22 protein-coding genes and 1 pseudogene are annotated in these 23099 nt (G+C 66.1%); 4 read left to right on the top strand and 19 right to left on the bottom strand.

Features of this window, described 5'->3' with window-relative positions:
• Positions 1 to 132 precede the first annotated feature (132 nt).
• From CN97_RS10285 to mbhE, 9 genes are all read right to left on the bottom strand, one after another.
• Positions 133 to 429 (bottom strand): hypothetical protein, encoded by a 297-nt coding sequence (locus CN97_RS10285; RefSeq protein WP_035710787.1) that lies wholly within the window; start codon positions 427 to 429, stop codon positions 133 to 135.
• Between the two features lie 416 nt (positions 430 to 845).
• Complete coding sequence (locus CN97_RS10280; RefSeq protein ID WP_035710785.1) at positions 846 to 1289, bottom strand: hypothetical protein; 444 nt, start codon at positions 1287 to 1289, stop codon at positions 846 to 848.
• Between the two features lie 74 nt (positions 1290 to 1363).
• Complete coding sequence (gene mnhG / locus CN97_RS10275; RefSeq protein WP_051911130.1) at positions 1364 to 1657, bottom strand: monovalent cation/H(+) antiporter subunit G; 294 nt, start codon at positions 1655 to 1657, stop codon at positions 1364 to 1366.
• Entirely contained in the window at positions 1650 to 1958 is a 309-nt protein-coding gene (locus CN97_RS10270; RefSeq protein WP_242685266.1) for a monovalent cation/H+ antiporter complex subunit F, read from the bottom strand. Before CN97_RS10270 ends, mnhG begins: the two co-directional genes overlap by 8 nt.
• Positions 1955 to 2437, bottom strand: coding sequence for a Na+/H+ antiporter subunit E (locus CN97_RS10265; protein WP_035710781.1), 483 nt, complete (start codon positions 2435 to 2437; stop codon positions 1955 to 1957). The genes CN97_RS10270 and CN97_RS10265 overlap by 4 nt, the downstream gene beginning before the upstream one ends.
• Positions 2434 to 3936: a Na+/H+ antiporter subunit D gene (locus tag CN97_RS10260; RefSeq protein ID WP_035710779.1), complete on the bottom strand. Its 1503-nt coding sequence runs from the start codon at positions 3934 to 3936 to the stop codon at positions 2434 to 2436. Before CN97_RS10260 ends, CN97_RS10265 begins: the two co-directional genes overlap by 4 nt.
• Complete coding sequence (locus tag CN97_RS10255; RefSeq protein ID WP_035710777.1) at positions 3933 to 4286, bottom strand: NADH-quinone oxidoreductase subunit K; 354 nt, start codon at positions 4284 to 4286, stop codon at positions 3933 to 3935. Before CN97_RS10255 ends, CN97_RS10260 begins: the two co-directional genes overlap by 4 nt.
• Positions 4286 to 4687, bottom strand: a complete 402-nt coding sequence (locus CN97_RS10250; protein WP_035710776.1) for an MnhB domain-containing protein — start codon at positions 4685 to 4687, stop codon at positions 4286 to 4288. Before CN97_RS10250 ends, CN97_RS10255 begins: the two co-directional genes overlap by 1 nt.
• On the bottom strand, positions 4684 to 6924 hold the full coding sequence (mbhE, locus tag CN97_RS10245; RefSeq protein ID WP_035710774.1) for a hydrogen gas-evolving membrane-bound hydrogenase subunit E: 2241 nt from the start codon (positions 6922 to 6924) through the stop codon (positions 4684 to 4686). Before mbhE ends, CN97_RS10250 begins: the two co-directional genes overlap by 4 nt.
• Before the next feature lie 109 nt (positions 6925 to 7033).
• Here mbhE and CN97_RS10240 point away from each other — a divergent pair, with 109 nt between their 5' ends.
• Positions 7034 to 7948 carry a hydrogen peroxide-inducible genes activator gene (locus tag CN97_RS10240; RefSeq protein WP_035710772.1) on the top strand — a complete coding sequence of 305 codons (915 nt, stop codon included), beginning with the start codon at positions 7034 to 7036 and terminating at the stop codon, positions 7946 to 7948.
• Between the two features lie 2 nt (positions 7949 to 7950).
• On the opposite strand, the gene CN97_RS10235 is transcribed toward CN97_RS10240, so the two are convergent.
• The 6 genes from CN97_RS10235 to efeU all read right to left on the bottom strand — a co-directional run bounded on the left by CN97_RS10235 (position 7951) and on the right by efeU (position 15903).
• Positions 7951 to 8922: a bile acid:sodium symporter family protein gene (locus CN97_RS10235; RefSeq protein WP_035710769.1), complete on the bottom strand. Its 972-nt coding sequence runs from the start codon at positions 8920 to 8922 to the stop codon at positions 7951 to 7953.
• A 23-nt stretch (positions 8923 to 8945) separates the two neighbouring features.
• Positions 8946 to 10535, bottom strand: a complete 1590-nt coding sequence (locus tag CN97_RS10230) for a gamma-glutamyltransferase family protein (protein WP_051911129.1) — start codon at positions 10533 to 10535, stop codon at positions 8946 to 8948.
• A gap of 1169 nt (positions 10536 to 11704) precedes the next feature.
• Entirely contained in the window at positions 11705 to 12508 is an 804-nt protein-coding gene (efeO, locus tag CN97_RS10220) for an iron uptake system protein EfeO (protein WP_035710763.1), read from the bottom strand.
• 66 nt (positions 12509 to 12574) lie between these two features.
• Positions 12575 to 13828: an iron uptake transporter deferrochelatase/peroxidase subunit gene (gene efeB, locus CN97_RS10215; protein ID WP_035710762.1), complete on the bottom strand. Its 1254-nt coding sequence runs from the start codon at positions 13826 to 13828 to the stop codon at positions 12575 to 12577.
• Between the two features lie 4 nt (positions 13829 to 13832).
• Positions 13833 to 14939: an iron uptake system protein EfeO gene (gene efeO / locus CN97_RS10210; RefSeq protein WP_035710759.1), complete on the bottom strand. Its 1107-nt coding sequence runs from the start codon at positions 14937 to 14939 to the stop codon at positions 13833 to 13835.
• Between the two features lie 127 nt (positions 14940 to 15066).
• Entirely contained in the window at positions 15067 to 15903 is an 837-nt protein-coding gene (gene efeU / locus CN97_RS10205; protein ID WP_035710756.1) for an iron uptake transporter permease EfeU, read from the bottom strand.
• A gap of 725 nt (positions 15904 to 16628) precedes the next feature.
• Here efeU and CN97_RS21470 point away from each other — a divergent pair.
• Positions 16629 to 16748: pseudogene (locus CN97_RS21470) on the top strand (alkaline phosphatase); the annotation flags it as partial.
• An 18-nt stretch (positions 16749 to 16766) separates the two neighbouring features.
• Here the strand turns inward: CN97_RS21470 and CN97_RS10200 are convergent.
• From CN97_RS10200 to CN97_RS10185, 4 genes are read right to left on the bottom strand one after another with little or no spacing between them, the layout of a single operon-like run.
• Positions 16767 to 17504 carry an ATP-binding cassette domain-containing protein gene (locus CN97_RS10200; RefSeq protein WP_035710753.1) on the bottom strand — a complete coding sequence of 246 codons (738 nt, stop codon included), beginning with the start codon at positions 17502 to 17504 and terminating at the stop codon, positions 16767 to 16769.
• A gap of 4 nt (positions 17505 to 17508) precedes the next feature.
• The gene (locus CN97_RS10195) at positions 17509 to 18330 is read right to left on the bottom strand and encodes an ABC transporter permease subunit (protein ID WP_084684093.1); all 822 of its coding nucleotides are present in this window, start codon (positions 18328 to 18330) and stop codon (positions 17509 to 17511) included.
• A complete protein-coding gene (gene ssuD, locus CN97_RS10190; protein ID WP_051911128.1) occupies positions 18327 to 19508 on the bottom strand; it encodes an FMNH2-dependent alkanesulfonate monooxygenase in 1182 nt (393 codons plus the stop codon). Before ssuD ends, CN97_RS10195 begins: the two co-directional genes overlap by 4 nt.
• Before the next feature lie 22 nt (positions 19509 to 19530).
• Positions 19531 to 20466 (bottom strand): aliphatic sulfonate ABC transporter substrate-binding protein, encoded by a 936-nt coding sequence (locus CN97_RS10185; protein WP_035711131.1) that lies wholly within the window; start codon positions 20464 to 20466, stop codon positions 19531 to 19533.
• Positions 20467 to 20899: 433 nt separating this feature from the next.
• Between CN97_RS10185 and CN97_RS10180 the strand changes: the two genes are divergently transcribed.
• Together CN97_RS10180 and CN97_RS10175 are read left to right on the top strand one after the other, a co-directional pair.
• Positions 20900 to 22135 carry a flavin-containing monooxygenase gene (locus tag CN97_RS10180; RefSeq protein ID WP_035710752.1) on the top strand — a complete coding sequence of 412 codons (1236 nt, stop codon included), beginning with the start codon at positions 20900 to 20902 and terminating at the stop codon, positions 22133 to 22135.
• 49 nt (positions 22136 to 22184) lie between these two features.
• Positions 22185 to 23078, top strand: a complete 894-nt coding sequence (locus CN97_RS10175; protein ID WP_051911126.1) for a LysR family transcriptional regulator — start codon at positions 22185 to 22187, stop codon at positions 23076 to 23078.
• Positions 23079 to 23099 lie beyond the last annotated feature (21 nt).

The raw sequence follows: 23099 nt of genomic DNA, 5'->3' as shown, positions 1-23099 counted from the left end.
TCGGGGCCTGCGCCGTGTGAAGGTGCCGCGCGAGGGCGGCGAATGGCATGAATTTTCCTGCTGACCAGCGGGATGATGGAAACTGTCCCACGTGTAGGACACGACTCCAGACATCCGAACTTTCTGGCAGGATCAGCCCCGCGGCGGGCGGCGGGGGACGTCAGGCTGAAAGCGCGAAAGGCTGGTAGCGACTACAGGAAATGGCAGCACACCATCGACTGCGGGACAAATCTCTGCCTGATCAGCAAGATAGACGTCGAAGCACTTGCCGGACTTGAGCTTTGTCGGCGCCGACGCCTCGCCGAGCGGCGTGCAGACCGGCATGTCCCGATAGGAGAGGCACCCGCCATGGGGCGCAGCGTCCACCCGGCCGGCGAACAGGGAGAGGCACAACGACACGGCCGTGAAAAGGGCGATGAGGCGGGCCATGAGCTCCCGAAAGCTGAATACGGGCTTCACCTTAGCCTTTGGAGCTGGAGGCGGCAAGGCCCACGAAAACTGCGGACTGTCGGTCGTGCGCTAAGGAAACGGGCCGACGAAATCTTCGAGCGTAAGGTCTAACGTACGACTGGCCCCCTCGGGAGAGGCGCGAACTAAGCCGGGGATGGACCCGTCTACCCTATCCCGCTGATGAAGAGTTCGCGCCAAGGGATGAGGCGGTGCCTTTTTTCCCTGTTGTAACGATCAACGGCGCGCGGAGCGAAGGATCGCAACCGGCGAGCTGTAGGCCCGCCTTCCATCTCCCACCATGTTTGATGAAGACCAACAGGAAGTTTGATGAAGACCAACAGGAAGCCGCTCCCGGCCTGGACACCGGAAGCGGTCGAAACTCAGCGGCTGATAGGTCAGCGGTTCTCGATCTTCCGCAGCTCACCCGTCGGCAGGAACTCGGCCTCGAAGCGGCGACCGTCGGCATGAGTGCCTTCCAGCTCGATCTCGTCGTCGTCGAAATCGACCTTGCGGAACGTGCCATCGCCCGGATAGCTCGGATTGGCGCGCACGGCTTCTGGGATCAGGCTCTCCACTCCGCTGGCGGGAAAGCCCTGCCGATCGGTGGCCTCGATCTCCTCGACCCGGTCGTTGCGATCCAGTTCGATCTCTATCCGCGCACCGCCCGGGAGCGTACCGATGATATCCCGGCCCCGGTCACCGAATTTGGGGCGGACTTCCACATCCGTGAGGCCAAGCGGCTGAAGACTGGCCGGAACGTCCTGCACCGAAGTCTGGGCCACAGCGGGGGAGGAAAGGAGAGCGGAACCAAGAAGGCCGGCGGCAAGAACGCGTTTCATAGTGTCTTTCCGTGACTGATACATCGTGGGCAAAACCACTCCAGACGCTTCCGGTTCCCTCGGGTCAGCGGGGTTCACCTTTTGGCCTCCTGACCGGAGCGCCAGGCCGCCGCCCGACCCAGAAGATGCGCGCCGATCGGGGCGGTCAGGAACAGGAACAGGATGGCGATGACGGCCCGGGTCACCGCGCTGACACTGCCGATATCCACTGCCGCGCAGATCAGGGCCAGCGAGCCGGCGAAGGCGCCGACCTTCGATGAGGCATGCATCCGCGTCAGCGCATCGGGAAAGCGCACCACCCCGACAGCTGCCACCAGCGCGAAACCACCCGCCAGCAACGCGAGAATGCCGGTAATGACCTCAATCATTGCGATCATCCCGGCGCGCCTGACGTGCGGCATAGCGGGCCAGCGCCACGACGGAGACGAAGCTTACCAGCGCCAGAGCCACGGCAATGTCGAGATAGGCCTCCGCCCGCGCCTTCACCGCGAAGAGCCCGCAGAAGGCGATGACCGCCGCGGTCATCATGTCGAGGGCCACCACGCGGTCAGCGAGAGAAGGGCCGCGCCTGAGACGGATGAACCCGACCAGAACCGCCAGAATGACAAGGCCGAGCCCGATGGTCACGCAGACATTCATGAACCCCGTTGCGCTGAATGATGCGGTCATTTGCGGAAGACCTCCCTGACGCGGTGCTCCATGCCGGTTTTCAGTTCCGCGACCAGCGCTTCCGGGTCTTCGGCATAGATGGAGTGGATGAGGAGAAAGCTACGATCCTCGGCCACGTCAAGCGTCAGCGTGCCGGGGGTGAGCGAGATCAGATTGGCGACGAGGAAGATCTCGATGTCGCTCGTCACGTCGAGCGGCATGCGCACGATGGCGGGATGCAGCCGCGGCTGGGGAGAGATGCAGTCCCGCGCGACGTTCACGCAGGATTTCACCAGTTCCTTCACGAAATACACGGCGAGGATCACGCTTTGCGGCAACGCCCGGAAGTAGCGTTGCTCCCCCCGCCCGATCAGGTCGCGCGCGAACCACAGGCCGGCATAGCCCAGCAGAAAACCGGTGAGGAGATTGATCGGCGACAAGCTGCCCCAGAGCGCGCCCCAGGCGATGGCGAGCAGGCCGTTCATGGCAAGGAGAGTCATGGCCGGCCCTCCCCGAGAACTGCCGCAACATAGGGCGTGGCATCCAGAAGCTGCTCCGCGCTGGTGGTGGCGAATTGCAGGAACGGTTCGGGAAACAGGCCGATGAAAATGGTCATCGCTGCCAGCGCCGCGACAGGGGTAAGCATGATCCAGCGTTCGCGGACCGGGATGGCGGAAAGGCGCGGCTCCCGGCCATCCGGGGCGGCTTTCCAGAACGCCTCCGCCCAGATCTTCGTCATGGAGAAGATGGTGAGCAACCCGACCAGCAGCGCCACTCCCGCGACAACGGCGTCCTGCACCTCCAGCGCGGCGCGGACCAGCACGAATTTGGCCCAGAACCCGGAGAGCGGCGGAAAGCCCGCGAGCGAAAACGCCGGGATCAGGAACAGCACGGCGAGCAGCGGCGCGGCGCGGTAAAGGCCGCCGATGGCATAGAGATCCGACGATCCGGTGAGCCTGCGCGAGACACCCGCGACAAGGAACAGGTTCGCTTTCACGATGATATGGTGGACGAGGTAAAACACCGCCCCCATCAGCGCGAGCGGCGTCATCAGCGCCAGTCCGAGCACCATGTAGCCGATCTGGCTCACGATGTGGAACGACAGAATGCGGCGGAAATCGCTCTGCGCCGCCGCGCCCAGAACGCCGGTCAGCATGGTCAGGCAGGCGATCCAAAGCAGGATGCCATGGGTATAGAACTGGTCCCCGGTGAAGATCAGCGTGAACACCCGGATCAGCGCATAGACGCCCACCTTCGTCAGCAATCCCGCGAACACGGCCGAAACGGCGTAATGCGGCGTATGGTAGGAGGCAGGCAGCCAGTAGAAGAGCGGAAAGACCGCCGCCTTCAGCCCAAACGCCACCATGAACATCATCGCGATGACGGTCATCAGCCGCTGATCGGGATGGGCGGCCACGGCGGCATGCAGATCGGCCATGTTGAGCGTGCCCGTCGCCCCATAGAGCAGACCTGCCGCGCCAAGGAACAGCACCGTGGAGATGAGGTTCAGCGTGACGTACTTGACCGCGCCGTCGATCGCCTCCTTCCGCCCGCCGATGACGAGCAACCCGAAGGAGGAGATCAGCAGCACCTCGAACCAGACATACAGGTTGAACAGATCCCCCGTCAGGAAGGCGCCTGTCACCCCGCCGATCAGTGTCTGGAACAAGCCGTGCCAGCCGAGACGCCTGGATGTCTGGCCGACCTCCGCCAGCGACCACAGCCCGACGGCGAGCGCGATGATCGCGGTGATGAGCACCATCGCGGCGGCAAGGTAATCGGCGGCCAGCGTGATGCCGAAGGGGGCCGCCCAGCCGCTCACCTGCCCGGCGATCACACCGTGGTGGAGCACAAGCATCACAAGATGGATTGCCAGCCCCAGCGACACGACGGACCCCGCGACGGAAATCCAGCCGCTTCCCCGCCTGTCGCGGGCAAGGAAAGCCGCCGCCGCAGTGGCGAAGGGCATGAGGATGGGAAGAGTAAGGCTCCAGATCATTCTTCAGGCTCCGCCAGGCGCATCCGGTCCACCTCGAGATGGCCGAAACTGCGGTAGGCGCGGATGGCAAGGGCAAGGGCAAAGGCGAACAGGCCGAAACCGATGACGATGGCGGTGAGCAGCAGGGCCTGCGGCAGAGCATTGGCCATGACCTGCTCCGGCAGGCCGCCGCCATGGGTGAGCAGCGGTGCGGTGGCTTCCGTCAGCCGTCCGGCCGCAAAGATCGCGACGTTGACCCCGTTGGACAGCAGCAGCAGCCCGAACAGGAACCGCAGAAGGTTGCCAGACAGCATGAGCCAGACGGCCGAAGACACCAGAACGCCCGCAACGAGCGCCAGAACGGTTTCCATCAGTGCGTCTCCTCAAGCGCGAAGATCAGCGTGAGGATGCCGCCCACCACGGCGAGATAGACGCCGATGTCGAACAGAAGCACGCTTGAGATCGCGAAGCCGCCCACTTCCGCCCAGACGCCGGTGAAGGGCGCGAGACCGAAGGGAGCTGCGGTAACCCCCGCGATCAGCGCAGCGATCAGGCCCGCGAGCCCGATCGTCCGGGGATCGATGCGGAGCGCACGCCGCGCCTCCCGCACCCCGGCCGCAAAGGCCAGCAGCGCAAAGCCGGAGGCGGCGATCAGCCCACCGATGAATCCGCCCCCCGGCGCGTTATGGCCCCGGAGCAGGATGTAGAGGGAGAACACGATGAACAGCGCCGTCAGAAGCCGTGCGCCGGTTGTCAGGATCAGGGAGTTCATTTGGACATCCTCCGCTTGAGCAGCGCATAGGCGCCGATGGAGGCGAGCAGGATCACCGTCAGTTCTCCAAACGTATCGAAGGCCCGGAAATCCACGAGGATCACGTTGACGATGTTGAGGCCATGCGCCAGCGCATAGGACGAGGCCTCGAAATAGCTGGTGATGTGCCGGTCAAGCGGGTGGCTGGTAACTGCCAGAATGATGAGCGTCACCGACAGGCCCGCCGCAATCGCGATGCCGCCATGCAGGATCTTCCGGGCGCGCGGGCGCCGCTCCACCATGCCGGGCAGCCGCAGCATGGCGATGCCGAAGAGCACGGCGGACAGGGTCTCCACCATGAGCTGCGTCGTCGCCACGTCCGGCGCGCCGAAGCTGATGAAGATCAGCGCCACGCCGATCCCCACCGTGCCCACTGCCGAGATCGCGGTGATGCGGGACATGGCGACGGCGGCAAGCGCCGCCCCCGCCACGATGATCCCGGCGACGAGCCACAGCAGCAAGGGCGCAGACCAATCCAGCACGATCACCGGTCCTTTGAGGATCAGCGTCCCGCCAAGCGCCAGAACCACCATGACAAAGGTCGCGGCGAGGTAGCCGGTAAGCCGCCCCGGTTGGATGACCCGCGTCTGCCAAGCGGCAAAGGCGCGGAAGCCGTTAAGGAAAGCATCCCAGCCGCGGTCGAACACCGGAAGCCGGGCCAGCAGTGCCGCGAAGGTGGCCCGATACCGCTCCCGCCCCACGTAGAGCAAGAAGCCGAGCGCGAAGGTCACAAGGCTCAGCACGAACGGCAGATTCACGCCGGCCCAGAGATGCAGCTCCGCGGCGCGGGAAAGCTGGAGGCTCCCCTCAACCGCCCGGTCGATCAGCGGTTGCAGCAGCCCCGCGCCAAGGCCAAGGCACAGCCCGAGACCGCCCAGCAGCAGCGGACCGGCCAGCATCTGCCAGCCCGCCTCATGCGGCGCATGGGGCGGATTGCCGGGCGCACCCCAGAACGGCCGCAGTGCGACCACGCCCGCCACCGCCACCATCAGCGCATTCGCCACGAGCGCTCCCGCCACCGCCAGACCCCAGGGCGCGATGGTCGGCGTTCCCGCATAGATCAGTTCCTTGCCGATCCAGCCAAGGAGCGGCGGGAACCCGGCCATGGACGCCGCAGCCAGCGCCGCAGCCGCCGCCGTGATCGGCATGACGCGGCCAAGGCCGCCGAGAAGCCCCGCCTCCCGCGTGCCGGTGCCGTGGTCTATCGCGCCGACGACCATGAACAGCGCGGCCTTGTAAAGCGAATGGACGATGAGAAACGTCACCGCAGCCGTCAGCGCATAGGGCGAGCCGCCGGCCAGCAGCATGGTGATCGTGCCGAGCGCCATCAACGTCGTATAGGCCAGCGCCTGTTTCAGATCGGTCTGCCGCAGCGCGAGGAGCGAGGCCATGACCGCCGTGACCAGCCCCGCGGTGGTCAGCGTCGCGACCCATGCCGTCGTACCCCCCAGCACCGGATGCAGGCGGGCCAGCAGATAGATCCCCGCCTTCACCATCGTAGCGGAGTGCAGATAGGCCGACACGGGCGTGGGCGCAGCCATGGCGTTCGGCAACCAGAAGTGGAAGGGGAACTGCGCCGATTTGGTAAAGGCGCCGAGCAGCACGAGGATCAGGATCGGCGTGTAAAGCGGATGGGACTGCAACCCCTCCCCCGCCAGCAGCGCGCCGATGTCGTAGCTGCCACTCGCCATGCCGATCAGGATGAACCCCGCCAGCAGCGCCAGCCCGCCTGCCCCTGTCACCAGCATCGCCTGCAACGCGTTGCGGCGGGCCACGCTGTCCTCATGGTTGAAGCCGATGAGAAGGTAGGAGGTGACGCTGGTCAGCTCCCAGAACACGAAAAGCGTGATGAGGTCGGAAGCCAGCACCAGCCCCAGCATCGACAGCATGAAGGCGAACAGATAAAGCACGAACCGCCCGAACTGCGGGTGATCGCCCATGTAACCGGTCGCGTAGAGCAAGATCAGCGCTCCAATGCCGCTGATGAGAAGTGCAAAGATCAACGACAGCCCGTCCAGCATGAACGCCAGCGATACGCCGAGGCTCGGCGCCCAGCTCCAGCCAACGCGCAGCGTCTCTCCCGCCAGAACGGCGGGCATGCAGGATGAAAAACCGATGGCGAAGACCAAAGCCGCCGCCGCGCCCAGATATCCCCAGAGCCTTCCGCTGGAAACGGTGCTCCGCTGTCGTTCTGCCATCAAGTCGTCCCGTCCCGCCCTGTATCCGACCTAGGTAACCGGAGAGGCAACATGAGGGAAATCGAAAGTTCACTGGCTTCTTATAGAGGTTGTCTATAAGAAGCTCTGCATGCCCACCCTTCAGCAACTTCGCTATCTCGTCGCCGTTGCAGACACCCTGAGTTTCAGCCGCGCGGCGGAGATGTGTCGGGTCACCCAGCCCACGCTCAGCATGCAGTTGCGTGAGCTGGAGGCGCGGCTCGGCGCGCGGCTGGTGGAGCGGACCCGCGCGCATGTGCTCATGACCCCTGTGGGAGAGGCGGTGGCCCGCCGCGCCCGTGCCGTGATGGCCGAGATCGACGACATGCGGGAGATCGCGCGCCGCGACGATCCGGAGGCGCCGCAGGCCGCGCTGCGCCTGGGCGTCGTGCAGACGGTCGGGGCCTATGTGCTCTCCGTCGCCATGCCCGCGCTGCGCCGGACTTTTCCCAGATTGCGATTGCAGGTGCGGGAAGAGCGGTTCGACATGCTCCTCCGCCAGATTCTGGACGGGGCGCATGACGCGATCCTCCTTCCCGAGGCGGTGGAGCGCCCGGATCTGGAAAGCCGGTTGCTGGCCGTGGAACCGTTGCAGGTCGTGCTTCCCGCAGATCACCGGCTGACGATGCAGCCCGTGCTTCAGCCTGCTGACCTTGCGGGGGAGACGGTGCTCACCATGGAGGGCAGCGCGGAGCTGCAGGCGCAGGTGACGCGCCTCTGCACGATGGCAGGGGCGGCGCAGGCACGGGATTACGAAGGCACGACGCTCGATACGCTGAGGCAGATGGTGGCGGCTGGAATGGGCCTGTCGCTTCTCCCGACGCTCTACATCCGCTCAGAGGTGATGCGGGAGCAGCTTGTCGTGGCGCGCCCCCTGGCCACTGACGCACCAACGCGGGCGCTTACCATGGCCTGGCGGCGCGATACGCCGCGCGCCCGGACCCATGCCGCCCTTGCCGCGCTGCTTAGCGAGAATCTCGCTCAACTCCCGGGCATGGACGGCTGACATCAGGCCGTGGCCGCCTGCTGCCTTGCAAGTTTCTGGGAGACAATCGCGCAGACAAGAAGCTGCGAGATGTGGAACAGCATGACGGGCAGCACGATGGCGCCCACGCTGGCCGGGGGGAAAATGGCGGTGGCGATGGGCAGGCCGCTGGCAAGGCTCTTGGTGGATCCACAGAAGAAGAGTGCCGTCCGGTCCGGTCCGTCGAGCGCGAAGACGCGCCCCGCGAAGACCATCGCCGTCATGACAAGGGCAAGGAACACCCCGATGGTCAGGAAAAGGGCGGCAAAGGTCGGCAGCGGGATCGCAGACCAGATGCCCGCAACCGTCCCCGCGCTGAACGCTGCATAGACGATGAGCAGGATGGAGCCACGGTCCACCACCATGCTCAGCAGCTTCTGTCGCCGGATGAAGGCGCCGATCCAGGGCCGCAGGCACTGACCCAGCACGAAGGGGATGAGGATCTGTACCGCGATCTTCACCACCGCATCGCCGCTGATCCCGCCGCTCTGATGCAGGATCACCGCCATCAGCCCGGGAGTCAGGACCACCGCCACGAGGTTGGAGAGGGAGGCCGAGCAGATCGCGCCGGCCACATTGCCGCCCGCCATCGCCGTGAACGCGACGGAGGACTGCACGGTGGAGGGCAGGACGGAAAGGAACAGCAGCCCGAGAGTGAGCTCCGGCCCGAGTGCGCCACCCGCCGTCCAGGCCAGCGTGATGCCGATGAGCGGAAACAGGATATAGGTCGCAGCGAAGGACAGCCCCTGCAGCTTGAAATTCAGAAGCCCAGCCCGCACCGAGGCGATGTCGAGCTTCGCACCGTAGAGGAAGAACAGAAGCGCCACGGCCCAGAAGGTCACTTGCCCCAACACGAGCGCCGCCTCGCCACGGGCCGGCATGATCGCGCCCGCGGCCACCATGACAACCAGCAGCAGCATATAGGTGTCGATGCCGATGCGTCTCAGGAACTGCATGTCTTGTCCTCTCTCCGGCGCTCTCAGTAGCCGAGCGCCATTCCGTCCTTGCGGCTGTCCGAACCGCCTTCAAGCAGCCCCCCGGCGATGCGGATGGCCTGCGCGCCGCCGATCGGGCTGGTCACCACCTTGAGCACATGGCCACGCGCAGCGAGCGCGTCGCGTGTCGCGGCGGGGATCGTCGGCTCCACCTCCAGCACACCGTTGAAGGCAAAGCTCCGCGGCGCGTCTATGGCTGCCTGCACCGTCAGACCGCGGTCGATCACGCCGGACAGAAAGGCCGCATGGCCCGCCGCCTGATAATGCCCGCCCATCACGCCGAAGGGCATGACGACACGGCCACCCTGCGTGACCATACCCGGGATGATCGTATGCATCGGCCGTTTCCGGGGGCCGATGGCGTTCGGATGGCCCTCGATCAGCCGGAAGGACGCACCGCGGCTGTGGAACAGTACCCCCGTCGCCGGATCGAGACGCCCGGATCCGAAGCCGTGAAAGATCGAGTTGATGAAGGAGATGGCATTGCCTGCCTCGTCCACCACGCAGAGATAGATGGTGTCCTTGTGCTCCGGCTCGTCCCAGAGCACGGGCGGCCGGGCGCGGCTCATGTCGATCCGGGCGCGCAGGGTGGCGACGACCTCCTCAGACAGCAGCCGCTCCGCCACATCCGGGCAAGCGGCCGGATCGGCGATCAGCGCATCGCGGTGGTGATAGGCGAGCTTCGTCGCCTCCGCCTGCAGATGGATGCGGTCCACCTCGTCCAGAGCGGCCATGTCGAAGCCTTCGAGGATCTTCAGGATGAGAAGCGCCGCCAGACCCTGGCCGTTGGGGGGGCATTCATGGACCTCATAACCGCGGTAGGTGGCACTGACCGGCGTTACCCAATCCGCCCCATCCATGGCTTCGGCGAAGTCCTCCAGTGTATGCAACCCGCCGAGCGACTGCAGGTATCCGACCATGCTCTCCGCCGCTGGCCCACGGTAGAAGGCCTGCGGTCCGCGCTCCGCGATTTCCCGGTAGCGGGCGGCAAGCAGGGGCTGGGCGCGCAGCTCGCCCGCAACGGGTGCCCTGCCCTCCGGCAGAAACAGCGCCGCCGCGCCCGCGTCGCCCGCGACCGTGGCCTGCGCCGCCGCCCAGTCCATCGCGACGCGCGGCGTCACACGGTAGCCCTCCTCCGCATAGCGGATGGCGCGGGCGAACAGCTGGGAAAGCGGGAGCGTGCCATGATCTGCATGGAGTCTGCACCAGGCCGAAATCGCACCCGGCACTGTCACCGCATGGGCCGAATTCTGTGGAATCTCCGTCAGTCCGGCGGAGATCCCTGCGGCGCCGGCAGCAGCATTGCTGCCGTCCTCGCCCGCTTGCGTCGCCAGGGCAGCCGTCACGGCCTCCACCGTCGCCGCCGCAGGGGCCCTGCCCGAACCGTTCAGCGCCCTGACGGCTCCGCCAGCCGGCGCATAAAGCGCAAAGCAGTCCCCTCCGATGCCCGTCATCAGCGGATCGACCACTGCCTGAACCGCCACCGCGGCAATCGCCGCATCGACCGCGGTTCCGCCTGCGGACAGAGCCTCAAGCCCGGCAGCCGTTGCCAGCGGATGCGATGTCGCCACCATAGCGCCACCCGTCAACGTCGATGGACGACACCCAGAAAAGAAATCAAACGTCAAGACTGCAGGCTCCGCGTTCGGTTTTCGGGAAGCGCCTGAGCGCAAGATCGGCGCGCGCGCCCTGATGCCCTAGCACCGCTGCCGCGCGGCGGCAATCCGCCGCATGCACGCGCTACACACCCCGACCTGCATACACTCGCGCAGGATGAGGGAGAGGCCCGGTTACCAGATCGGTCGACCCTTGGCCCGGGAAGAGAGTTCAAAACCCGTCCGATGGCGCCCACGTCTCACGCTTGTCGACAATAGCGCGGCGGCGATGCTTTCCCCGGTTCCGTGAGGCGGCCCGGTTCCGCATGTTCTCACCCCGCGGATGGCGATACGCGTGGCCTGAAGCAAGGTGCCGAGCTTGCCCACCGGGCTGACCGTCCATGCCCCGGCAGGCGCGAGGGGAGAGGGCGGCGACTTCACCACGCCGCGCGCAATCCGCTATGGGTCACGCCTCACCCGATTGCACCTGAGGGCGTGGTTTCCGACCGGCAGCGGCGCACGACAACACTTTGTCCCGATGAAGCGCGCACGGACTGCCTTTGGTCGTTGGGCCGGTGCTGGCAAGTGCCGGCACCGGCCCAATAGGCTTGGATGCTGTAACTCCGCTGGAGCTGTGGGAACCCGGCGTGTCTGGTCGGAAAAAAGCGGCGCATTGGCGAGCGACGAAACCCCTTACCGAAGCTCATCAACCACAAGCTCTGCGGCACATATCCAGAGCAGACCCGCAGACCCGCAGACCCGCAGACCCGCAGACCCGCAGACCCGCAGACCCGCAGACCCGCAGACCCGCAGACCCGCAGACCCGCAGACCCGCAGACCCGCAGACCCGCAGACCCGCAGACCCGCAGACCCGCAGACCCGCAGACCCGCAGACCCGCAGACCCGCAGACCCGCAGACCCGCAGACCCGCAGACCCGCAGACCCGCAGACCCGCAGACCCGCAGACCCGCAGACCCGCAGACCCGCAGACCCGCAGACCCGCAGACCCGCAGACCCGCAGACCCGCAGACCCGCAGACCCGCAGACCCGCAGACCCGCAGACCCGCAGACCCGCAGACCCGCAGACCCGCAGACCCGCAGACCCGCAGACCCGCAGACCCGCAGACCCGCAAGCATCATTTGCGGTCTCAGTCCAGCCCGAGTTTCGCCCGAAGGGTGGAAAGGTCTTCGGCCAGCACGTTCACCGCGGCGGCCATCGTCACGCGGTCGGCGTCGGTCAGCTTGTCATAGCTGACATAGCCATCGCCCTCCCGGTATTTCTCGAGCGTCGTGTCGATGGTGGCAAAGTTGGCGTCGACCTTCGCCATGAAGGCCTTGTCCGTCACGAGCGGCCGGACGAGATCGACGATCTTCTTCGCCCCGTCGAAGTTGCCGCGGAAATCCCACAGGTCGGTGTGGGAGTAACGGTCCTCCTCGCCGGAGATCTTGGTGGCGGCGACCTCCTCCATGAGCGCGGCGGCGCCTCCGACAACCACTTCCGGCGGGAAGGTGAGCTCGTCGATCCGGGAGCGCAGTTCCTTCACGTCCGCGAGCAGCTTGTCCGCCACGGGTGCCAGCCCCTCGGTGGAATTCTTCTCCCACAGGCCGTATTCGATGCGGTGAAAACCCGGAAAGGCAGGATCGGCCTCACCCTTTTCATAGTCGTCAGCGCGGCTGTCGATGGAAACGTCGAGGTCCGAGAACAGCTCCGCGATCGGTTCGATCGCCTCATAATTCACGCGTGTCGGCGCATAGAGGGCCTTCGCCTTCTCCACATCCCCCGCCTTCACGGCATCCACGAAAGTCTGGGTGTTCTTGACGAGGATATCCGTCTGCTCGGAGACGTAGATCTTGTAGTCGCTGATCGGGCCGACAAGATCGAGCGGCGCCGCGGCATGGGCCACCTGCCCGGCCATGAGCGCGCCGACGAAGGCGAGGGTGACAAGACGCATGGAACTTCCTTTCTTGAGGCCCCTTTTGGGGCAGGACAGTCCGACTGGCTGCTGGCGTGTCGGGTTTCAGATGGCGTCGATCAGCGAACGGCCGAGATAATCGCCATCGCCGAAGCCCGGAAGCGCGAAGAAGTAGCCGCCCCCCACAGGTTTGATATATTCCTCGAGCGGCTCTCCATCGAGCCGGTGCTGCACGGCCACGAAGGCGCGTTCGAGATCCGCCTGCCATGCGATGAACAGAAGCCCCTGATCGAGCTGCCCGTTTTTCAGCACACCGTTGACGTAGTTGAACGGGCGGCGAAGCATGAGTTGGTCCGCAGAACCTGCATCGCGCGGATTGGCAAGGCGGATATGGCTGTTCAGCGCGGTTCTGGCGCCTTCGGCATCCAGCGCATAGTCGGGCACGTCCGTCTCCGTCCCGTCCGGACGGTCGAGCGGCGCGCCGGTCATCTTGGTCCGGCCGACGATCCGCTCCTGCTCGCCCAGCGGGGTCCGGTCCCAGCGCTCCACAAGGGTCCGCACGATGCGGACAGCCTGGTAACTGCCGCCCCGTGCCCAGTCCGGCTCCCCCTCATTCGCCCAGACGATCCGGCGCATCAGCCCCCTGTCGCCACTGTCGGGATTGGCGGAGCCGTCGCGGAAGCCGAGGAGGTTCCGCGCGCTTTCGGCCGTGCCGCCCGGCTTCGGCGGGATGACCGGCACGCTGCCCGCCTGCGCCCATTTCAGCACCAGCTGATCGGGGAGGGATTTCACGATGTCGCGGAGCGCATGGATCACCGTGTCCTGCGCATTGGCGCAAATCTGGAGAGCGATATCGCCGTGGCAGAGATCCGGCTGAAGCGCGTCATTGCGGAACTGAACCATCCTGCTCAGCACGCGCGGCTTGTGGGGCGCGAGCCATTCCCGGTCATCGAAAAGCGATGCGCCCAGCGATACCGTGATGGTCGTCGCATCCGGGCGGATCACCGGGCCGAGCAGGCCGCTGTCGGCGGGCGGAAGCTTCGGATCCAGCTCCGGGACCGGGCCGCCATGGGTGAGAAAGACGATCCGCTCCGTGAGCCGCCGGAACAGCCGTTCCAGATCGTCTGGCGTCGCCGCGATCGCGTGGAAAGCGGCCACCATGCCATTCGCGGGACGGGGCGTCACGATGCCCGCCTGATGCGCGCCATAGGGGGAAACGCGATCGGCCTCCGCGGCCATGCCGGCGACGGGCGCGGTCGCGACGTTCGAGGTCTCTGCGCGAAGGGCAAGCGGCAAACCGGCCGCCAGAGCCGCCGCGCCGGTCAGAAGGCCCCGCCTGCTGGCACGGAATTCCGCCATCCCGCTACTCCAGCCCGATCGCGGGGTTGAGCGCCCCGGCCGCGACCGCGACACGGCGGAAGGCTTGCGCCACACGCTCCCGGCCTGCGGGATCGGAGGCATAGCCGCCAATCGCCGCTTGAGCCCCCTCCAGCGCGGCGTGAAGGGCGGCGGAGGCCTCGGGCTGCGCGGCGATGACCAGCGGGTCGACGAGCAGCGCGGATTTGCGGATCCCATCCAGCGCCGCTGCGAACTCCGCCTGATCGTCTGCGGCATAGGGGGTCTGCGCTGCCCCTGCCTGATCCGCAAGGCGGCCTGCAAGGGCCGCGGCATTCGCCGCCAGATCGGCTGGCGCCACTTCCAGGGTGCGGAGCCGATCCTTCAGGGTCAGGGCATCGGCGGCAAGCCTGTCCGCAACCGGGGCAAGCCCCTCTGTCGTGTTTTGCGACCACAGGCCGTATTCGATGCGGTGGAAGCCGGTGAATGCCGCGTCCTGTTCCCGCTCCGCAAGGTATTCGGCCAGCGGATCCATGCTGTTGGCCAGATCAGCGATCCGGGCGGAGACGGGGGCCATCTGCCGCCACGGCTCCCGCGCGGCGCGCCACGCGCTCCGCGCGCCCTCCAGATCACCTGCCGCGATGCTGTCCCTCAGAGCTGCGGTCGCCTCCACCAGCAGGGAAGCACGGCGGCTCAGATAGACACGGTATTCGGAAAGCGGACCGATGAAGGCGCGGGTCTCCGGCTGCACGCGCGAGGCTTCGGAGGCTTCGGTTGGCACGACGGTCAGCGTTCCCCGCGGATTGGAGAGCAGCCCACAGGTGATGGCGTAAGTGCCGGGGACGAGCCGCTCGGTGAGCGTTGCGTTGAGACCGGGCGCGATGTTCTCCCGCTCGGCCACGACCATCACGCCATCCAGGATTTCCCATTCCAGCGCCCGATCGGAGGCGTTGTGGATACGGAAGGTCCGCCTCCCGGCGGGAACGGTAAGGTTCGCTGGCTCACAGGTACTGTCCGTCACCGTTACGGCGATCTCGTCGGCAGCGGCATCGGGCACCGCGCCACGCGCCGCAAGCCAGAAGGCGCCAACCCCCAGCAGGACGAGCAGCCCCGACCCGGCCAGCGCGAGCGTCATCCCCCGGCCGGTGGGCGGCGTCGACGACGATTTCCGTGCGGCGGCTGTCGCCGGCGCGGGCTGTCGATGACGCGATTTCCCTTGGGGCTGGCGTGTCTTCTGGCGCCGTTGTGTCTTCCGCGCCATGTCAGGCCCCCCGCCGCACGGTCTGGCCCGGCGTTTCCGCATGGGGGCGCAGGAAGAACCACAGCCCGCCCGCAAGGACCAGCGCCCAGACGATGACCTCCCCCAGCACCGGCGCATCGTGATAGCCGAAAAGCCCGCTCAACACCGTGCCCAGAACCGACTGCACCGGCAGGGTGCGCGTCATATCCCAGATCGGCTGCTGCAGATGGTTCCACAGCCCCGCCTCATGCAGATTGCGCAATACCGACGCTGCCAGCCCCGCCGCGACGAGAATGATGAACACTCCCGTCCAGCGAAAAAATCGCCCAAGGTTGATCCTGACGCCTCCACGATAGATGCCGTAGCCAATCGCCACCGCCACCGCGACGCCCAGAAGCGCGCCAAGCGGTGCGCCGGGCCCGGGGCTTTGCTGAAACAGCGCGAGCAGGAAGAACACCGACTCCAGCCCCTCCCGCGCCACAGCGAAGAAGGTCATGCCGATCAGCGCCCATGTCGCGCCCCGCCCGTGGGAAAGTGCGATGTCGATGTCATGCTCCATGGTGCGGCTGAGGGACTTCGCCGCCTTGCGCATCCACAGGACCATGGAGAGCAGCACGACGACTGCGAGCAGCCCCACCAGCGCCTCGAACAACTCCTGGGTCTTCTGCGGGAACTGCGCGCCAAGCACGAGCACCCCCGCACCGACGAAAAGCGACAGCGCCACCGCCAGCAGCACGCCCACCCAGACGGCTGGAAGCCACCCGGCACGGCCCGTTCGGCCCAGATAGCCCGCGATGATGCCGACGATGAGTGCCGCTTCCAGCCCCTCTCGCAGCATGATCAGAAATGTTGGCAGCATGGAGCACTCCTGCCGGAGCAAAATGACTTCCGACGAATCCGGTCGGAAATAGCGCTACACCCGCCGGGCGGCTTTAGACAAGCGGTAAGGTTGCTGTACCGCCATATGCGATAGCCAATGAAACAAGGGAACTCTGCGTGGGCTCTGCTCACATCTTCGGGAGGTGATCGTCGAGGGAATGCGGCATATCGTCTCTGAGTGCAAAAGCCGCAAGCAGAGTGAGCCTCTCGTCCCGTCGCCTCCGCCCCAGACACGGCGGTACCTGCTGCGGAGAAGCGCACCATAGCCACGGACCAAGGCTCAGGAGCCATTCCCAGTCCGCTGCTGCTTTCCATCGCGCTCGCGCCACTCTGATGGCCAGGCCGCTTGCCGGTCCGCGATCAACGCCGAATACCCCGGGCTCCGCCAGCTACTTTCTCCGACCATGTCCATCGGGGTGCGAGCCAGCATGGCGGCTGAACAGCGACATGACGAAGGCTCCGCCTTCGGTCCTGTCGCCCGGTCCGGCGTGGGTGTGATCCTGCGGACTGGCGAGGGCATGGAAGACCCTGAGATAACCAAGGGGAATGTGGGTCGGGGCACAGGCGCCTTCTCCCGCGGGGATCAAAGCGCTGACTGTCACCGGTCAGTGCAGGCACTCCCCACGCGGCAAGGACGGCGAACCGATCTGTGTCGCGGATCCCGCCGCCTCACGCTCCGACTGAGCGGCTGAAACCAAGACCCATAACGGCGTCATATCAGCCGATTCCCGGCAATCCCCAAACTACACCGAGATGGCGAGGGCCGGGGGACTGGCCACCGGCAAGGTGGTCACCGCCGAGCTTCAGGACGCGACCCCAGCCGCGCAGATCGCGCGCCTCTATTCAGGCGGCCTCGGCTGCGCCCAGCAGGCGGGACAGGACACGGCGCTCCACCTCCGCCACCTCGGCACCGCCGTGGCGCCGGGGGCGCGGCAGCGTTACGGGAAGGTCGAGCGTGATCCGCCCCTCCTCCAGCACCACGATCCGGTCCGCGAGCAGCACGGCCTCCGCCACATCATGGGTAACGAGCACCGCGGTGAACCCCTGCCGCCGCCATATCCGTTCAAGCAGCCGCTGCATGTCGATCCGCGTCAGCGCGTCCAGAGCACCCAGAGGTTCGTCCAGCGCGAGGATCCGTGGCTGGCCGATCAGCGCACGCGCCAGCGCCACCCGCTGCCGCTGCCCGCCGGAAAGGACGGATGGCCAGTCCCCGCCCCGGTCGGCGAGACCCACCTCCTCCAGCAGTTGCGCGCTTCTGACACGGGTGGTCAGCCCGCCGGCAATCCCGGTCAGGCCGACGGCCACATTCTCCTCCACCCGCGCCCAGGGGAGAAGCCGCGGCTCCTGAAACATGATGCGGGTATCGGTCTGCCCCTCGCCCACGGCGCCATGTTCGATCCGGCCCGCATCAGGCGTCTCCAGCCCTGCCAGCAGCCGCAGCAGGGTGGACTTCCCACAGCCGGACTTGCCGACGATGGCCACGAACTGCCCCTCGGGTACGTCGAGGTCCAGCCCATCCAGCACGCGCTTTGTGCCGAACTGCTTGCTTACGCCGCGAAAGCGGACTGCCATTCCGGTCATCGCATCACCCTTTCGTCTGGAAGGCGGGGTGCCATTGCAGCGTCAGCCGCTCCAGCCCTCGGGCCAGCGTATCGGCGAGCTTGCCCAGCACCGCGTAGATCAGGATGGACAGCACCACCACGTCGATCTGGAGGAACTCCCGTGCCTGCATCGCCATGTAGCCGATGCCGGAGGAAGCGGCGATCGTCTCCGCCACGATCAGCGTCAGCCACATGATGCCGAGCGCATAGCGCAGCCCGGCAAAGATGGAGGGCAGCGCGCCGGGCAGGATCACCTTGCGGAACAGCTCGCCCCTGTCCATTCCGTATGTACGACCCATCTCAACCAGCTGCGGATCGACGCCCTGAATGCCCAGCAGGGTATTGACATAGATCGGGAAGAAGACACCGAGCGCGACGAGGAACAGCTTTGCCTCCTCTCCGATGCCGAACCACAGGATGACAAGCGGGATGAGCGCGAGATGGGGGATGTTGCGCACCATCTGAAGCGTCGTATCCGTCACGTCCCGCGACAGGCGCGACAGCCCGTTCGCCAGCCCGAAGGCAAAGCCGATGGAACCGCCGATGACAAACCCGGCCAGCGCCCGGTAGGTGCTTGCCCAGATATTCTGCACAAGCTCTCCCGAAAGCAGCAGCTTCCAGAAGGCCGCGACAACGTCGGAGGGCGCGGGCAGCACCGTGCCATCGATGAGGCCAAGGCGCGCGCATCCCTCCCATACCAGCAGGATCGCGAGCGGCAGAAGCCAGCCCACCCAGGCACGAAAGAGCCTCAGCGCGGGCGCGGGGCGGCGCGCCTCCTCCGCCGGAAGATCGGCGACCGCGCTCATGACACGGCCCCGGCGAGCCGGCGGCCATGGTCACCGATGGAGAACTCATTGGCGATGGCGCGGGAGACGCGGGCGCCGTCACGATGGATGCCGAGCTCCGGGAACAGCAGCTCAGCCACGCGGTAGGCTTCCTCGAGATGAGGATAGCCCGAGCCGATCACCGTATCGACGCCGACCGCCTGATATTCCCGCAGCCGCTCCGCCACCTGCGCCGGCGTGCCAACAAGCGCTGTGCCTGCGCCCCCCCGCACAAGGCCCACCCCCGCCCAGAGGTTCGGCGCGACCACGAGCCTGTCCCGCCGACCGCCATGCAGCTCCGACATGCGGCGCTGGCCCACGCTGTCCATCTCCTTGAGAAAGCGGGCCTGCGCCTTTTCGATCTGCTCTTCCGTCACGCGGCTGATGAGCTTGTCGGCAGCGGCCCAGGCTTCCTCCTCCGTCTCCCGCACGATGAAGTGCAGCCGGATCCCGAAGCGGAGCTTGCGGCCGTGACGGGCGGCCTTTGCCCGTGCGGCGGCAACCTTCTCCGCCACCTGCGCGGGCGGCTCGCCCCAGGTGAGATAGGTCTCCACCAGCTCCCCGGCGAGGTTCTGCCCCGCTTCCGACGATCCGCCGAACCAGAGCGGCGGGGCCTTGCCCTCCACCGTCGGCAAGTCCAGGCGCCCCGCCTCCATCTGATAGTATTTGCCGTTGAAATCCACCGTCCGCCCGTCCAGCAGGTCGCGCCAGATGGTCAGGAACTCGCGCGCCTGATCGTAACGCTCGTCATGGGCGAGAAACACGCCATCTCCCGCCAGCTCCACCGGATTGCCGCCCACCACGACGTTGAGCAGCAGCCGCCCGTCCGAAAGCCGGTCCAGCGCCGCCGTCTGCCGCGCGGCGAAGCTCGGCAGTGTGACGCCGGGGCGCAGCGCCACGAGGAATTTCAGCCGCTCCGTCGCCGTGGCAAGCCCGGCGGCGGTGATCCAGCTGTCCTCGCAGTTCTGCCCCGTGGGCAGCAGCACCCCCTGATAGCCCAACCGGTCTGCGGCCTGCGCCACCTGCCGGAAGTAACCCGGATCCTGTGGCCTCTGCTGGCTTTCGGAGCCGAGATAGCTGCCGTCGCCATGGGTCGGGATGAACCAGAAGAAATTCAGCGGATCCGCGCCGTCGCGGAAGGGGGGGGCGATGAGGGTCATGGCTGCCGTCCTTGAGGGTGCTTCAGCTTTTCGGGGCGGTCCAGACCGCCTCCGAAACCTTGATCTTGTTGGGAATGAGGCCGAGCGAGAAGAACCGGTCCGCCGTTTCCTGCTGATTGGCGATGATCTCGGGCGTAATCGGGAACACGCCGAAGACCGCACGATTGGCCGCGAGCGTCTGCGCCTCCATCGGTACGCCCGTCACTTCGTGCAGCGCCTCGGCCACCTTCTCGCGGTTCTGGTCAGCCCATGCAGCCGCCTTTTCCAGTGCGCCAATGACCGAGGTGATCTCCGAACCATGCGTGGCGGCGAAATCCCGGTTGGCGAGGAAGTAAGTGTTGACGTTCAGCACATCGCTCGACTTCACCAGCACGACCGGCTTCTGCCGCGTCTCAGCGATGGCGAGGAAGGGATCCCAGATCGACCACGCATCGACCTTGCCGGATGCAAACGCGGCTGCGGCATCCGCAGGGCTGAGATAGACCGGTTCGATATCGGTGAAGGCGAGGCCGGCCTTCTCCAGCGATGCGACCAGCAGGTTGTGCGCGCTGGTTCCCTTGCCAACCGCCACACGCTTGCCCTTCAGATCAGCCAGTGTCGCGATGCCGGAATCCGCCCGCGCGATGATCGCCTCCCCCTTGCCGTTGGACGGAAGGGCCGCGACATAGACAATGGCTGCGCCCGCGGACTGCCCGAAGATCGGCGGCGCATCGCCCGTCCAGCCCACCTGGATCGCGCCTGTGTTCAGCGCCTCCACCAGCGGCGGCCCGGCAGAGAACTCCACCCATTGCACATCGACGCCAGCCGGTTTCAACGCATCCTCGATCAGGTGCTGCTGCCGGGCGATGACGGGAAGGCCAGCCTTCTGATAGCCGATCTTCAGCACATCCGCCTGCGCCCCCACGGCGAGCGTCGCAGCCAGCAGCGCGGTGCCGACGCCGAGGGTCCGTTTCATCATCTTCATTTCCTGCTCCTGCCCGGTCTGCGGGTTTCGGGATATGGGAAGCAGAAACGACAGTAAAAATCCTCTACGTCAATAGACGGAGGAGGCGCGTGGCGGAGGGGCAAAGGAGTGCAAAAGTAGAAAGAAGAAATCCCCATAATATACTGTTTATAATTCAATATTCGCCATTTTGGCTGAACATCCGCCCAGCTGAGCGCGAGAAATCCTCGCTTCTCATGCCGCTCGCAAGAGAACAATCCTCTCCGGGCAGGGCAAAGAAAGCGACGGGCGTTTCTGCCTGTTTTTACCGCGAAAGAACGCAGTCCGAAGGAAGCGCCCGCTGGTTAGCCGCGCCCTAAGCAGAGGTGAGCGAAAGGATCATGTGCGGCCCGGGAGCGCTGCTGTAGATCCGGTCTCACATTCACATGCCCGCGAAAGGAATGCCGCTATGGCCGTCGAGAAAGTCGATACGCTCGTGATCGGGGCCGGACAGGCCGGGGTCGCAATGAGTGAACACCTTGCCCGGCAAGGCATTCCGCATCTCGTGCTCGAAAGAAGCCGCATCGCGGAAAGCTGGCGTACGGCACGCTGGGATTCGCTCGTTGCCAACGGCCCGGCGTGGCATGACCGCTTTCCGGGAATGGAATTCGCAGGCAATCCCGAGGCTTTCCCCCCAAAGGAAACAGTGGCCGATTACTTCGTCAGTTACGCAGGCCGGATCAATGCACCGATCCGCACCGGGGTGACGGTGACCCAGCTCGAACCGGCACCGGGTGGTGGTTTCCGGGCCACGACCTCCGCCGGAATGGTGGAGGCGAACACCGTGGTCGTGGCAACAGGCGCCTTCCAGCGGCCGGTGATCCCAGCCATCGTCCCGGAATGCGCCGGTTTGCATCAGCTTCACTCCCACAGCTACCGCAACCCGTCGCAACTGCCGGCGGGCGCGGTGCTGGTCGTGGGCGCGGGATCCTCCGGGACGCAGATCGCCGAAGAGCTTCTTGCCTCCGGCCGGCGGGTGTATCTTTCGGTCGGGCCGCATGACCGGCCATTCCGCAGTTATCGCGGCAAGGATTTCGTGTGGTGGCTCGGGGTGCTGGGCATCTGGGACAAGAAGGTGCCCGCCCCCGGTACGGAGCATGTGACGATCGCCGTCAGCGGCGCGAACGGCGGGCGCACGGTGGATTTCCGCCGCCTCGCCGCCGAAGGGATGACCCTGGTCGGCCGGGCGGAAGCGTTCGAGGGCGGCATGCTGCGTTTCGCCCCCGATCTGGCGGGAAACATCGCGCTTGGCGATGCCAACCACTCGTCGCTCATGGATGAGGCGGATGCTTATGTGGCGAAGGAGGGACTCGACCTTCCCGAAGAGCCTGAAGCCCGTCACCTGCCGCCGGACCCGGACTGCGTTACGCATCCGCTCGCGCAGCTGGATCTGGCGGAAGCGGGTGTCACCACCATCCTGTGGGCCACGGGCTATGTTCCTGATTACGGCTGGATCGCGTTCGACACCTTCGATGAGAAGGGCCGCCCCCGGCATGAGCGTGGCGTGTCGGAAGTTCCGGGGCTCTACTTCCTCGGCCTGCCATGGCTCTCGCGCCGCGCATCCTCCTTCATCTGGGGGGTATGGCACGACGCCTCGTATCTTGCCGATCATATCGCGGAGCAGCGTGCGGAAAGCGCGGCCTGATCCCGCTTCTTGCACTTCCGTTAAGTTCAGCGGGCAGAGAGGGAGACCGATGCTCAGGTTCACACTCCGTCAGCTGGAATACCTCGTCGCCGTCGGCGAGCTTGGCTCCGTCACGGAGGCGGCGGAGCGGGTGAATGTCTCAGCCCCCTCTGTCTCTACCGCGATTTCCCAGCTGGAGCGGGAGTTCGGCCTCACGCTTTTTGTGCGCCGTCACGCACACGGGCTGGCGATGACGGAAGCCGGGCGGCGCTTTGTCGAGCAGGCGCGGCACATTCTGGCGGAGGCGGGCAAGCTCAATGCCTTGTCCAACGCGCTGACCGGACAGGTCAGGGGGCCGCTCAATGTCGGCTGTCTCGTCACCTTCGCACAGATCGTGATCCCCGCCCTGCGCCGCGCCTTCTGCGACGCGCACCCGGAGGTGGAATTCGCGCAGTTCGAGCGGGACCACGCGGAACTTCTGGAAGGGCTGCGCTCCGGCCGTTTCGACGTGGCGCTCAGCTATGACATGGACATTCCGCCCGACGTGGCCTTTCAACCGCTGGCCACCCTCCCGCCGCATGTCGTCCTGCCGGAAACGCATCCACTTGCCTCCCGCGCGGCGATCAGCGTGACCGAACTGGCAGGCGAGCCGATGATCCTGCTCGACCTGCCGCACAGCACGGCCTATTTCCTGTCGCTCTTTCGGGAGCGCGGCATTGTCCCGCGGATCGCGGAGCGGACGCGCGACATGTCTGTCATGCGGGCGATGGTGGCCAATGGATTTGGCTATTCCATCGCCAATATCCGGCCTGAATCCAATCTGGCGCTGGATGGCGGGCGGCTGGCCTTCGTGCCTATCACCGATGAAAGCCGCCCCATCCGTATCGGCTTGCTCACGATGCGCGGCCTGAACCCGCCGCTGGTAATCGCGCGGTTTGCCGCATTTTGCCGCGATCTGGTGTAGCGGGGTGAGGTGGCGGGACTG

The sequence above is a fragment of the Haematobacter massiliensis genome, from assembly GCF_000740795.1.
Classification (GTDB): Bacteria; Pseudomonadota; Alphaproteobacteria; order Rhodobacterales; family Rhodobacteraceae; genus Haematobacter; species Haematobacter massiliensis.
The sequence above is the reverse complement of the archived record's forward strand: the minus strand, read 5'-3'. Positions and strand labels throughout refer to the sequence as shown.